14 protein-coding genes are annotated in these 13133 nt (G+C 59.7%); 2 read left to right on the top strand and 12 right to left on the bottom strand.

The window, feature by feature from the left end; translation table 11 throughout:
* Positions 1–154 precede the first annotated feature (154 nt).
* Positions 155–712, top strand: coding sequence for an LON peptidase substrate-binding domain-containing protein (locus Q7T36_RS11370; protein ID WP_304848244.1), 558 nt, complete (start codon positions 155–157; stop codon positions 710–712).
* Positions 713–718: 6 nt separating this feature from the next.
* On the opposite strand, the gene Q7T36_RS11365 is transcribed toward Q7T36_RS11370, so the two are convergent.
* The 11 genes from Q7T36_RS11365 to Q7T36_RS11315 form a co-directional block, all read right to left on the bottom strand.
* Positions 719–2410: a TrkA family potassium uptake protein gene (locus Q7T36_RS11365; protein ID WP_304848241.1), complete on the bottom strand. Its 1692-nt coding sequence runs from the start codon at positions 2408–2410 to the stop codon at positions 719–721.
* On the bottom strand, positions 2410–2790 hold the full coding sequence (locus Q7T36_RS11360) for a DUF6394 family protein (RefSeq protein ID WP_304848238.1): 381 nt from the start codon (positions 2788–2790) through the stop codon (positions 2410–2412). Before Q7T36_RS11360 ends, Q7T36_RS11365 begins: the two co-directional genes overlap by 1 nt.
* 87 nt (positions 2791–2877) lie before the next feature.
* Positions 2878–3336, bottom strand: coding sequence for an HIT family protein (locus tag Q7T36_RS11355; RefSeq protein WP_304848235.1), 459 nt, complete (start codon positions 3334–3336; stop codon positions 2878–2880).
* Complete coding sequence (locus tag Q7T36_RS11350; protein WP_304848232.1) at positions 3336–4118, bottom strand: hydroxypyruvate isomerase family protein; 783 nt, start codon at positions 4116–4118, stop codon at positions 3336–3338. Before Q7T36_RS11350 ends, Q7T36_RS11355 begins: the two co-directional genes overlap by 1 nt.
* Positions 4119–4176: 58 nt before the next feature.
* The gene (locus tag Q7T36_RS11345; RefSeq protein WP_304848229.1) at positions 4177–4902 is read right to left on the bottom strand and encodes a hypothetical protein; all 726 of its coding nucleotides are present in this window, start codon (positions 4900–4902) and stop codon (positions 4177–4179) included.
* A gap of 33 nt (positions 4903–4935) precedes the next feature.
* Positions 4936–5685: a hypothetical protein gene (locus Q7T36_RS11340; RefSeq protein WP_304848226.1), complete on the bottom strand. Its 750-nt coding sequence runs from the start codon at positions 5683–5685 to the stop codon at positions 4936–4938.
* 79 nt (positions 5686–5764) lie between these two features.
* A complete protein-coding gene (locus tag Q7T36_RS11335) occupies positions 5765–6484 on the bottom strand; it encodes a hypothetical protein (protein ID WP_304848223.1) in 720 nt (239 codons plus the stop codon).
* A 203-nt stretch (positions 6485–6687) separates the two neighbouring features.
* A complete protein-coding gene (locus tag Q7T36_RS11330; RefSeq protein ID WP_304848221.1) occupies positions 6688–7401 on the bottom strand; it encodes a hypothetical protein in 714 nt (237 codons plus the stop codon).
* A gap of 90 nt (positions 7402–7491) precedes the next feature.
* Positions 7492–8214 (bottom strand): hypothetical protein, encoded by a 723-nt coding sequence (locus Q7T36_RS11325; protein WP_304848219.1) that lies wholly within the window; start codon positions 8212–8214, stop codon positions 7492–7494.
* A gap of 217 nt (positions 8215–8431) precedes the next feature.
* The gene (locus tag Q7T36_RS11320) at positions 8432–9574 is read right to left on the bottom strand and encodes an acyl-CoA dehydrogenase family protein (RefSeq protein ID WP_304848216.1); all 1143 of its coding nucleotides are present in this window, start codon (positions 9572–9574) and stop codon (positions 8432–8434) included.
* Positions 9575–9609: 35 nt separating this feature from the next.
* Positions 9610–10278 (bottom strand): bifunctional 2-polyprenyl-6-hydroxyphenol methylase/3-demethylubiquinol 3-O-methyltransferase UbiG, encoded by a 669-nt coding sequence (locus Q7T36_RS11315; RefSeq protein ID WP_304848214.1) that lies wholly within the window; start codon positions 10276–10278, stop codon positions 9610–9612.
* 229 nt (positions 10279–10507) lie between these two features.
* Between Q7T36_RS11315 and Q7T36_RS11310 the strand changes: the two genes are divergently transcribed.
* Entirely contained in the window at positions 10508–12325 is a 1818-nt protein-coding gene (locus tag Q7T36_RS11310; RefSeq protein WP_304848212.1) for an acyl-CoA dehydrogenase C-terminal domain-containing protein, read from the top strand.
* A gap of 69 nt (positions 12326–12394) precedes the next feature.
* On the opposite strand, the gene yihA is transcribed toward Q7T36_RS11310, so the two are convergent.
* Entirely contained in the window at positions 12395–13075 is a 681-nt protein-coding gene (yihA, locus tag Q7T36_RS11305; RefSeq protein WP_304848209.1) for a ribosome biogenesis GTP-binding protein YihA/YsxC, read from the bottom strand.
* Between the last annotated feature and the right edge of the window lie 58 nt (positions 13076–13133).

Below are 13133 nucleotides of genomic sequence, written 5' to 3'. Positions count from 1 at the left end.
ATAGGCCGGGTGTATGACACCCGTAATCTAGCCTAGCGCATTTTTTGGCAGTCGCTGCATTTTTTTCCGTTGGCCTTGCGTAGCTCTCCCGTTCCGCCGCAATTGAACTAGGCTTTCAGGATACCGAGGTTTTTCGGGGTGTGCAGGTGCAAGAATGACCACAGAGCTGGCGCTGTTTCCATTGAATCAGGTGCTGTTTCCCGGCGGCGGTGTGCCGTTGCGGGTGTTTGAATTGCGCTACCGCCGTTTGCTGGATGAATGCGGGCGGACACAGCCGTTCGGACTGGTGCGGATTCGCTATGGGCAAGAGGTGGGGGATGCGGCTTTCCCCTACGATATCGGTTGCGCCGCTTATGTCGTGCAGAGGGTGGCGCTGGCAGACGGCAGTCTGGCGATAGAGGCGGTGGGCGACCGGCGCTTCCGCATCCTGTCGTTGCGGGTGGAGGCGGACGGCCTGACACGGGCGGCGGTGGAATGGCTGCCGCCGGATCCGTGGGTGGCCATCCCAGCGCACCTGAAAGCGGTGGCGGACTCCTTCAGCGAGTGCGGCGATCGCCTGGAGGATGCCGGGTCGCTGGCGTGGCGGCTGGCAGAGGCGCTGCCGATGTCGCTGGACGAGCAGCAACGCTTGCTGGAGGAGTGCAATCCGGACTTGCGCCTGCATCGGGTCAAGGACTGGCTGATGCGGCATCCGGATGATTTTGCGGGCTGAAGCGCGTTAGTCGTTGCGGTTTTTCCGGTTGGCCAGCCAGCGCCAGATCAGGCCGTCCGGGCGATTGATGTCATCCAGGACATAGGCCAGCACCTGGGCGTCACGCAGGGTCAGTTCCAGCCGGTATTGTGTGCCGGGGGCGCCGGCCATCAGCAGCGTGTCATTCGGCAGCAGGATCAGGGATTCCTCATCGGGTCCCGCCATGAACTCCGCGCCGCGCTTCAGCGCCACCACATGCAGACCCAGTCGCTCGTCGCGGTCACGGTTGTCGCGCAGCAACTCCCCCAGCCGGATTTCCCTGTGGCTGCCAAACCAGGCAAAGACAGCCGGAGCCTCGTCATGATTCAGGCGGACTTCCCAGACGCGGGTGTCTTCGTCCGGCAGGTATTCCAGTAACCGGCGCACCGTGGCGGAAGGCATCTGCCGCAGATGTTCCTGCAAGGGGGTCAGCATGGCCGAGGTCATGGCGGCCAGGCATTGGCGGGCCACCATCACGCTGGGCACCATCAGCATGTCCGGTTTCAGCGCCTGGAACAGCAGCGCGCTGTGATCATCGTTTTGACGGAGGATGATATGGATGTCGGGATTGACCTGCCGCGCCAGCGCCACCAGCGCCAGGTTGCGGGTGTCATCCGCAGTGCCGACCACAATGCCGGCGGCATAAGGCAGGTGGGCATCCCGCAGTTCGTCCAGCTCCTGCTGCCAGACACCGTCAATATCCTTGGGCGACAGGTTGAGCAAGGTCGGGTCGATGGGTGTGCAGGGGCGTCCGGCGTCCGTCAGCGCATCCACCACCAGACGGCCAAAGCGGCCATAGCCGCAGATGATCCATTGCCCTTCGGGGCAGGGGCGGTCGCTGAGGCGGCCTGTGCCATGGGTGGGGGTCAGGCGGGTGAACAGGGTGTGCGCTTCCGGATTGGCCAGCAGCAGGCGCAGCTCATCGGCGAAGGCCGTGAAGGGGTTGACCAGCATGTCGGTGCCGAACGCCAGGGCGCTGGCGGCAATGCTGGGGGTTTCCGAACGGCAATACACCGGGACATAGGGGTTCAGCACCCGTGCGGCGGCGGCGATTCCCAGGTTGGTTGCATCGTCGGAGGTCAGGGCCAGCACACCTGCCAACTCGCGATGGGACAGTCCGGCCGACATCAGCACTTCGGCATCGCGGGCATCCGCCAGCAAGGCCGGGATGCTCAGGCCATGATCGTGCAGTTCCAGCTCGAAAATTTCCTGTTCGCGCTTTTCCAGCACCACGACGCGTTGTCCTTCATGACCCAGGCGGTCGCAAAGCAGTGCGCCGGTCTGGCCGTAACCGCACATCAGCCAGAACGGCTCGCGAATGCGCTGTACCTGCCGACTGAACCGGCCGCGCTTCATGGCTTCCAGAAATGTGCGGTCCTGGGCCAGCGCCATCATGGCGGCCAGCAACCAGGCCCAGACCACCACCGACAGGTAAATGCTGAACGTGACCCACATGCGCTGGGCATTGGTGAAGGCATAGGGTATTTCACCAAAACCAATGGTGGTGGCGGTGTAGCTCATGAAATAAAAGGCGTGGAACCAGCTCATCTCCACCGGTCGGCCTTCGCCATCGGCGCCGGGAATCAGCGTCAGCCCCGTGACGCTGACGGCGTAGCTGAGAATGACGGCGATAATGGGCAATCGCAGCCGCCGCAGGGCGATGAACAGCGCGGTATTCATCAGCGGCGGAACATCACGGTTTCGGCAATTAGCAGGATCAGCGAGACAAAGTTGGCCAGCATGGCGCCTCCGGCCAGGGAGACAATGCTGGCCATGGCGCTGGGTGTCATTTCACCCACCACCTGCGTCTGGTAACCCCAGAGCAGGGAGGCGGCAATCAATTGCAGCACCGCCACCAGACTGGTGGCCAGTTGTGTGGCGCCCATGTGCGAGCGGTCGCCGAATTTCAGCGAGGTGGCGATCAGGTTCACCACCAATGCCGCCGCAAATTCTCCAACATGGTGCAGTTCAGGCCGGTCAATGTCGCCAATGAAAAAACCGAAATTCAGGGTCGCGGCCAGCACGATAAAAAATGCAAAAATGACTTTTTCAAGGTTCATGGGGATGTGTTCCGGGTAGGGGACTCAATAGGGAGTCTGCGAGTGCGGGAGAATCCTGAAGGAGGGGAAAATGAGGGAAACACCACCTCAATGCAACGACCTGAATCCCAGCGCCAGACGGATTTCTTCGGCCTGCCGGTCCAGCACCGTCCGTTTGGTTCCGCCCCGCAGCATCTGCAATGGTTTGCCGAAGATGCCGCCCGCAAAGGCCAGGAGGTCGCCTTCATAGCGCGGCAGTACATGCAGGTGGACATGCGGCACCGTCTGGTGAGCTGCCTTGCCGTCATTGATGTTGAAGTGCAGGGCGTCAGGCTTCAACGAGGTCTGCCGTAGCGCCTGCCCGATGCGGTTGCCGGTTTCAAACAAGTGCGCCCGTTCCTCCGGGGTCAGTTGGTGCACGAATTGCGCATGACGTTTGTTGACGACCAGCACATGTCCCGGCCGCATCGGGAACAGGTCCATGAAGGCCAGGCACAGGGCATCTTCGTAAACCAGGCTTGCCTGCGCTTCCCGGGAAGCAATGCCGCAAAAAATACAGGATTTCATCAATACCCCCGATACGGTGCAAACCAGTCCAGCGAGTCCACCGTGTGTCCGGTGGGGTGATACTCCGCGCCGCAATAGCCGTGATAGCCCAGGCGGTCCAGTAATCCGAACAGGGCCGGATAATCCAGTTCACCGGTTCCCGGCTGCCCACGCCCCGGCGTGTCGGCAAACTGGATATGGCCAATGGCATCCAGGTTCTCACGCAGGGCAGGGAGCAGGTCTTCACCCATGCGCGCCATGTGGTAGCAGTCAAACTGCATCTTCAGGGTAGGGTGGTCCACCGCCTCACGCATTTCCTGCATGTGCGCCACGGTATTGATCAGGAAGCGTGGCATGTCCCGGGTGTTGACGGCTTCAAAGGTGGTGGTGATGCCCGCCGACTGGAAGGCTTCGGCGGCATAACGCAGGTTCTGCGCCAGCGTCTGCAGGCATTGCAGCAAGTCCGTAGCGTGCGGTTGGCGGCCGGCCAGCACGTTGACGCAGCTGACATCCAGGGCTTCGGCATAACGCAGCGCCTCCATCACGCCCATGCGGAACGGTTGTTCGCGCCCGGGGACGCAGGCCAGCCCGTCCCCGCCGAGCATGAGGTCCCCGGCGGGCACATTGATCAGCACCAGTTCCAGTTCATGCAGTTCAAGTTCGCGCTGGATGACTTCTATAGGCAATTCGTAGGGAAACTGGATTTCCACGGCCTCAAAACCGGCCGCACGAGCGGCCCCAAAGCGATCAATCAGCGGGTGCTCACGAAACAGCAGCGATAGGTTGGCGCAAAAATGGGGCATGAAAAAAGATCCGGAAAGTCAAAAATGCCAGTGCGTACCCTGATCCGGACGATACGGGTTACTGATAGTCACTGAGATCATAAACAGGGAAGGGCAGCTTTTTGCCTTTGTCGTACTCCCCGGAGGACAGCTGGCGCTGCATGGCCAGCACAATGGTGTACGGTGCCGACCGCTGAATGAAGTTTGAGGCCCAGGCCGGCACCCGTCCGCCGGGTTCAATATAACCTTCCGTTTCCAGCAGCACCTTGCCGCCGCCCAGCGGCGTGTATTTCAGGAACATTTCCTGGGCGGGCATGCGCACCAGCGGCGGTTTTTCGGCAATATAGTCCGGTACTGCGCTGACCTTGAGCATGGCGTAACGCTGGGTTTTGGTCTGCGGATAAACAATGCCGCGCAACACGGTGTCGCGATCAGGCAGGCTGCCGGGCGCCCGGTGGACCAGATAAATGTAGTACTCGGTCGCCGATACCTGCTTCAGCAGCTTGGACTCCTTCACTTGCCAGTACCATTTGTCATAGGTGGCGAAATCCAGCATCAGCCGCACGATGGCCTCAACCGACGCGGTCAATTCCGCCTCCACCTTGAAGGACCGGAACTGCTTGCCATCCTCCTGCCGCATCCAGGTCTTGATGTTGCGCTTGCGGTCATGCCGCACCAATCGCCATTCATTGCTCAGCGGCGTCCGAAGTTCATCCAGGTCGCTTTCTTCGTCATCCACGGCGCGTGCGGGCAGGGCGGTCAGCAGCAGCGACAGGCTCAATAACCAGGCAAAGGCTTGTTTCATCACTAGTCCAGGGTTCGGAACAGGGGGCTTTACTTATGGCCGGGGCGTCTCGGGGAGCTGCACCGGGAACGGTAAAGGGGTCGCATTACGCGCATATTCTTCTTTTTCGACCATGCGCTGAATGTTGACAATAATACTGTAGGGCGCACTGCGTTGCACAAAATTTGACGCCCATGACGGTACTTTCCCGCCCGGGTCAACATAACCTTCCGATTCGATGCGAACCTTGTTTTCGGGCAGCGGGGTAAAACGGATGGTCATGTCTTCGGCGGGCATGCGCACCAGGGGCGGTTGCAGCGGCATGTAGTCCGGAACCGCATTGACACGAAGCAGGACAAAAGGCTGCCCGGTGTTTGGCGGCTCCACGACTGCATGCAGGATGACATCGCGGTCCGGCATGCCATAGGGTGCATTGTGGATCAGGTAAAGGAAGTACTCGGTGGGCGAAACCTGTTTCAGCAGGCGCGATTCCCGCACGGACCAATACCAGCGGGTGTAACTGCTGAAGTCCAGCATCAACCGCGCCAGGGTTTCTGCGGATGCCGGAATGACCGCTTCTACCTTGAAGGAACGGAAGCGCTTGCCAGTTTCCAGACGGGCAAAGGTGCGGATGCTGCGGGTCCGGTCATCCTTGACCAGTTGCCATTCCGCCGTCATCGGTATCTGCAGTTCACGCAGGTCGTCGTCACGCGCTGACGCCTGCGACCATGGCAAGGCCGTGCCTATCAGCAGGGCTGCCGCGAATCCGGATGACCGCCGAACCAAAAACCGCCAGGAACTCATGCACGCTCCGGAGAGTCTGAGGAAGTAGAGCTTTGAACCTAACCGGTTTCAGCTGCTGCCGCAAGACACCTGGGCGATGTCAGGGTGCGGCCGTCTGCTCGAAGTCGTAGACGGCAAAGGGGACGGGCGTATTGCTGTGGCGATATTCATCGCGCAGGACCATGCGCTGGAAACCCATGATCACCGTGTAGGGTGCATTGCGCTGAATCAGGTTGGCGTCCCAGGACGGCACCTTTCCACCCGGGTCAATATAGCCTTCCACATCAATCTGCACGCGGTGGTTGGGCAGCGGCGTGAAGCGGATGGTCATGTCCTCGGCTGGCATGCGCACCAGCTTCGGGACGAGCGGCAGGTAGTCGGGTTCGGCCCTGACCTTGACCACGACAAAATTCCGCTCCCGGTTCTGCAACTCCAGTGTTGCATGGAGAATGACGTCACGGTTGGGCAGGCCATAAGGCGCCCGGTGTATCAGATAAAGATGATAATCCGTCGCGCTGGTCTGCTTCAGTAGCCGGGACTCCATGACCTCCCAGTACCATTTGCTGTAATTGGGGAAGTCCAGCAGCACTCTGGCGATGGTTTCCATGCGGGAGTTGAGGATGCCTTCCACTCTGAAGGAGCGTATGCGCTTGTTGTCTTCCAGCTTGGCATAGGTGCGAATCTGGCGCTGGCGGTCATTCTTGATTAGCTGCCATTCATTGCCCAAGCGTGACTGTACTTCACGCCAGTCCTGATCAGCGTTGGCGATGGATGGGAGCATCCATAGGGAAATCAGCAGGGCGCATGCCTTACGAAGCATGAAGTGCACTTCCTTGAGCCTTGGTTCAGCGGAGGATTGTCTTTGCCGGAGCGGCCACGCACACCGGAAATCCGACTAAATGACTGGAAAACCCGATAGGCGACATGCCGCTCTCTTCAGTTCCCGTGCTGTTGGTGTTTTCTCGTAGGCGTTATCCCACAAAGTGAGCGGCCTGCGGCATGGAGTCCGAAGGCCGCAACCGGTCAGGGCGCGTTGTTGACGGGGAAGGGCAAGGGGGACTTGTCGTTGACATACTTGTCCTGCTGCATCGCCCGCCGCATGCCCAACAGCGTGATGTAAGGGGCATTGCGGGATACGAAGTTGATGGCCCATGGCGCCATTTTTCCGCCCGGATCGACATAGCCTTCATTGGTGATCAGGATCTTTCCCCCTGGTAATGGAGTCAGTTTGGCGACCATGTCTTCCGCCATCATGCGGACATAAGGCGGCTTTTCAGGCGTGAAATCAGGAACCGCCGTTGTTCGCACCGTAATGAAAGGCTTGGAGGGCGTTTGCGGCTCAAAAACCATGCGCAGCGCAATGTCGCGATCCGGCACGCCGTAGGGCGAGTCATGCACAACATAGATGTAGTATTCAGTCGCCGACACCTTTTTCAAGGTCTTGTTGTCCAGCACATGCCATGACCAGTCCCGGTAATTGTCAAAGTCCAGCAGGACCCTGACCAGATCGTCCAGTTCACCTTCAAACGTGGCCTCCACCTTGAACGACCGGAAGCGTTTGCCATCTTCCTGTTTGACAAAGGTTTTCATGTTGTGGCGGCGGTCATTCTTGACCTGCACCCACTCATTACCCAGTCTGTCCTGCAATTCATCCAGATCGTCCTTGGAGGCGAGGGCCGGAGATGCAACGGCCAGCATGCAGAGCGGAACTGTCAGTAATTTCAACCATTTTTTCATGGTTCATCTCCAGGTTATTGTCGTTGTTATTCAGTTGTTATCAAGCGTAGGCTGCGCCACGGAAAAGGCAAATTCCGTGGGGCGAAGTTGTCAGTTCATGTTGTTATAGACCGGGAACGGCAGCGGCGTCTTGGCTTTCTGATACTCATCCAGGCGCATCATGCGCTGCAGGCCCACCATGACGCTGTAGGGGGCGCTGCGCTGGATGAAGTTGATGGCCCAGGTCGGCACTCTTCCGCCCGGATCAATATAGCCCTCGGCTTCAACCTGCACCTTGTTGCCGTTCATGGGCGTGAATTTCACCGTCATGTCTTCAGCGGGCATGCGCACCAACGGCGGCTTGTGTTCCATATAATCTGCAACGGCTTTGACCCGCAGCATCAGGAAATTCTTGCCCTTGGATTGAGGCTCCACGGTGGCGTGCAGGATGACATCCCGGTTGGGCAGCCCTCCCGGCGCACGATGAACCATGTACATGTAATACTCGGTGGCAGAGACTTTCTTGAGCAGCTTCGAGTCAAGGACTTCCCAGTACCATTTGCTGAAATTGTCGAAGTCCAGAAGCACCCGCGCTCCGGCTTCGGCGGTTCCATCCAACTCGGCCTCCACCTTGAAGGAGCGGTAGCGCTTGCCGTCTTCCTGTTTGGCAAAAGTCTTGATGTTGCGGAGTCGGTCATTCTTGACCTGAACCCATTCACTGCCGAGTTTGCCCTGCAGTTCGTCCAGGTCATCCTGCTCATCGACCGCGTGGGCCAGGGGGATGACTGAAACCAGCATGGATGCCGCCAGCAGTGTCCGTAATGTGCGCCGCATATATCCTCCGGAGGAGCATTTATTGTTTTGCCGGAACAGGCTTTCCGGCGATTCTTTAGCCAGAGTACTCCTGTTCTTCGGGTTGATTTGTGATTATTTATAGTCTGTCTGAAACATTTTGACAATATTAGGTGAGCGGGGGGGATTGAAATGGAGTCTGTCGGGGATTATGCGCCGTCCGTCCGGACGGCGCTTTTTTGAACCGGCGGAAAGCGGATCAGCGACCCACCAGTGACCGGGCAATCACCTCCTTCATGATTTCATTGGTGCCGCCGTAAATGCGCTGGATGCGGGCATCGACATAAGCGCGGGCAGCCGGGTATTCCAGCATGTAACCGTAGCCGCCGAACAGTTGCAGGCAGGCATCGGCTACGCGGCCCTGCATGTCAGTGCTGGCCATCTTGGCGACTGCGGCCTGGGTGGCGTCCAGCTTGCCTTCCATGTACTGACGGACACATTGGTCGATGTAGGCGCGGTTGATGGCGATTTCAGTATGGCAGGTCGCCAGCACGAAGCGGGTGTTCTGCAACTGGCTGATCGGTTTGCCGAACGCCTTGCGCTCCTGGGTGTAAGCAATGGTTGCTGCCAGTAAGCCTTCGGCCGATGCGACGGCGCAGGCGGACAGGTTCAGGCGTTCACGCGGCAGTTCATTCATCATGATCGCGAAGCCGCGGCCTTCCCCGCCCAGCAGGCTGTCCAGCGGCAGCTTGACGTTATCGAAGAACAACTCCGAGGTGTCCTGGGCATGCAGGCCCATCTTCTCCAGGTTACGGCCGCGCGCGCAGCCGGGCAGGCTCATGTCCACCAGGAACAGGCTGACGCCCTTGGCGCCGCCGGCGGGGTCGGTCTTGGCAGCCACAATCACCATGCCGGCGTGCTGGCCGTTGGTGATGAAGGTCTTGGAACCGTTCAATACGTAATGGTCATCCTGACGGATGGCGGAGGTGCGGATCGCCTGCAGGTCGGAACCGGCGCCGGGTTCGGTCATGGCGATGGCGCCGACTACTTCCCCGGAGGCCATCTTCGGCAGCCATTGCTGATGCTGGGCGGCATTGCCGATGTGCAGCACATAGGGAGCGACAATGTCGGAATGCACCGACAGTCCGGTGGCCAGCGAGGCGAAGTTGGCGCGCGAAGCTTCCTCCAACACCACCATTGAGTACAGGTAAGACACGCCGGAACCGCCGAGCTCCTCGGGCTGGTCGACGCACAGCAGGCCGTTTTCGCCCATTTTCAGCCAGACATCGTGGGGAATGATGCCGTCCTTTTCCCATTGGTCGTAATGCGGTTTGATTTCCTTGTCCAGAAAGCGGCGAACCATGTCGCGGAATTGTTCAAGTTCGGAGTTGTGGTCGGTCATCGCGGGCCTCGTGAGCTCTGTAAGGAATTGCCGGATTATTTCCAGGCGGTAAACAGGGCGGCCAGGCCGTCCTGATGGATTTCGTAGCGGCTGAAGGAGGCTGCCAAGGCGGCCTCCAGTGCGGCGGGGGAGTCGTCGCGGTTGCCGAAGATGCCCTGCCGGTTATAGATGGCCATGACCCCGCGCGCCAGAAAATTCTGCGGTGTACCCCGGCCCAGCAGCGTGGAGCCGAACAGCACTCCGCCGGGATTAAGCAGTCCGGCCAGGTTGGCGAAGGCCTGCTGTTTGCGCTTGGGCGGACCGGGCAGGCAGTGCCAGACATAGTTGAAGCCGATCGAGTCAAAACCGGGCAGCTGCGGCATGCGGTCGGACAGGATGTCGGCAATGACGCCGGCCGGTTGCACGGCGGCCATGGCGGCGGAGGCGGTTTCCAGTGTGTTCGGGTTCAAGTCCATGAACACCACGCGCGGGCGCAATACCGGAAAACGCACCTGTTTCAGGAAAAAGCCGGTTCCCGCACCGACTTCCAGGTGGTTGGCCGAAATGTGCCGGGCATAATGCGCGTGCAGCCGGTTGGTCGAGCACTCCCAAAACCAGCGGTTGGAGACGCCATGCACCCAGAAGTCATAAAATTTCAGGGCGGACTTGCTGTAGACGGCCGCACCGGCGGCGGTATCAGAACGGCTGGAGGATGAAAGGCTCATGGAGGCTCCGGTCGGACAGCGGTCGGGGCCCCTGAGAAGGCGGGCCGGGAGGACGAATGTATAGGCGGGACGTCAAAAAGAAAAGACCACAGGCTTCGACTGGACAGAGCCGGGACAGATTCTGGCCCGAATTCACCAAAATGCCCGCCTCTTTGCCGTGTTGTGTCAATGCCGGGGCGCATGATTTCAGTACAATAGATGACACATAGGTATATCCGAGGTCAAAACCATGCCGACTTACAAGGCTCCCCTGCGCGACACGCGCTTCCTGATGAATGAAGTGTTCGACTTTCCCGCCCACTATGCTGGCCTGAGCAACGGCGGTGACGCCACGCCGGACATGGTTGACGCCATTCTGGGCGAGTGCGGTCGTTTCTGTGAGGAAGTACTGGCGCCGATAAATCTTTCCGGTGATCTGGAAGGCTGCACCTTCGAAAACGGCGAAGTCACCACTCCCAAGGGTTTCAAGGATGCCTACGATCAGTTCGTGGCAGGCGGCTGGCAGGGACTGTCGCATCCGGCCGAATACGGTGGTCAGGGCATGCCGATGTCGCTGGGCCTGATCAAGTCGGAAATGATGGGCACCGCCAACTGGTCGTTCACCATGTACCCCGGCTTGTCCCTGGGTTGCATGAATACCATCATGCAGCACGGTAATGACACCCAGAAGAACCTGTACATGCCGCCACTGGTTGAAGGCCGCTGGACAGGCACCATGTGCCTGACCGAGCCGCAGTGCGGCACCGACCTGGGTCAGGTCAAGACCAAGGCCGAGCCGCAACCGGACGGCAGCTTTAAACTGAGCGGCACCAAGATATTCATCTCCGCCGGTGAGCATGACCTGGCTGAGAACATCATCCACATCGTGCTGGCGCGACTGCCCGATGCCCCCGCCGGCACACGCGGCATTTCGCTGTTCATTGTGCCGAAGTTTCTGGTCAATGCCGACGGTTCCCTGGGCGAACGTAACCCCGTGACCTGCGGTTCGATTGAACACAAGATGGGCATCCGCGCTTCCGCCACTGCCGTGCTGAACTTTGATCAAGCCGTAGGCTACATGATCGCCCAGCCCAACAAGGGCCTGGAAGCCATGTTCACCTTCATGAACACCGCCCGCATCGGCACTGCCGTGCAAGGCGTAGCCCATGCCGAGCTGTCCTACCAGGGCTCGCTGCCGTACGCGCTGGAGCGTCGCTCCATGCGTTCGCTGTCGGGCAAGAAAGAGCCGGACAAGGTGGCCGATGCGCTGATCTGGCACCCGGATGTCCGCCGCATGCTGCTGACCCAGAAGGCCTTCGCCGAAGGCGGCCGTGCTATGATCTACTTCGCTGCGCAATATGCCGACCACATGACCAACGGCATTATTGAAAACGACCAGAAGAAGTACGACTACTGGGATGACAAGCTGGGCTTCTTCACCCCGATCCTGAAGGGTTTCCTGACCGAAATGGGGCTGGAAGCGGCCAACATCGGCATGCAGGTGTTTGGCGGCCATGGCTATATCAAGGAACACGGCATGGAGCAGATTGCCCGCGACGCCCGCATCGCCACCCTGTACGAAGGCACCACCGGTATCCAGGCGCTGGACCTGCTGGGCCGCAAGGTGCTGCTGACAACGCGCGGCAAATGCGTGCGTGATTTCACCGCCGACATCCTGAAGTTCTGCGGCCGCCATGCCCGCAACAAGAAGATGCGCCGTTACGTCTGGGACCTGACCAAGCTTTGCGCCCAGTGGAACTACCTGACCACCCGCATCATGCTCGCCGCCCGCAAGGAACGTGACATGGTGGGCGCGGCCAGTGCTGACTTCCTGATGTACTCCGGTTATGTGACCATGGCATATTTCTGGGCACTGCAAGCGGCTGTTGCTCAGGAAAAGCTGGAGAACGGCGGAGCCGAACAGGCCGAGTTCTACCAGGCCAAGATCCAGACGGCCGAGTTCTACTTCGAGCGTCTGTTGCCCCGCGCCCAGGCTCATGCCACCAGCATGCTGGCGCCGGTGAAGAGCCTGATGCAGATGGACAAGGATCACTTCGCGTTCTTCTGATCGCGAAGCGGAATAAAAAAAAGGGGAGCTTCGGCTCCCCCTTTTTTTCATGGTTTTGTATACCCAGTCTCAAGCGGATGGCGCACTGTCCTCGGCGACTGGAGTCGCTTCCGGAATGGCATCAGCCTCCGTCGGAGGATAGTGCAGCCATTCCCCCAGCTTGTCGGCCGCGTCCTCCATGCCGATGCCTCGCAGGGCGGAAAACAGCGAGATGGTGGCGTGCAGGCCTTTCTCCTTGAGCTGTTTGGCGACGTTCTGCACCGTGATCATGGCCGGGCCGCGGTTGAGCTTGTCGCACTTGGTGAGCAGGATATGCACCGGCAGATTGCCCGCCTGCGCCCACTTCAGCATTTCCACATCGTAGTTCAGCAGCGGATGGCGGATATCCATCAGCAGCATCAGGCCGCGTAGGCTGTCGCGCTTCAGCAGGTAGTTCTGCAACTCCTTTTGCCAGGCGATTTTCATGGCCTCGGGCACGGCGGCATAGCCATAACCGGGCAAGTCGACCAGTCGGCGCTCCTCATCCAGGCCGAAGAAGTTGAGCAATTGTGTTCGACCGGGGGTCTTGGAGGCGCGGGCCAGTTGTCGCTGCCGGGTCAGAGCATTGATGGCGCTGGATTTGCCGGCGTTGGAGCGGCCCACGAATGCTACCTCGTGGCCGATGCCGGGCGGACAGGCGGACAGGCGCGGAGCGCTGGTCATGAATTGCGCTTTCTGCAGCAGTCCCAGCACCGGATGTTGTTCGGCCATGTTGAGTCGCCTTTGTTTGGAAGTCGCGCATTGTATAAGGGTATTACCGTGATGGCCA

It is taken from the genome of Fluviicoccus sp., assembly GCF_030646115.1.
Taxonomy (GTDB): Bacteria; Pseudomonadota; Gammaproteobacteria; order Pseudomonadales; family Moraxellaceae; genus Fluviicoccus.
Note: the sequence above shows the minus strand (reverse complement) of the source record. Positions and strands in the feature narration are given on the sequence as shown.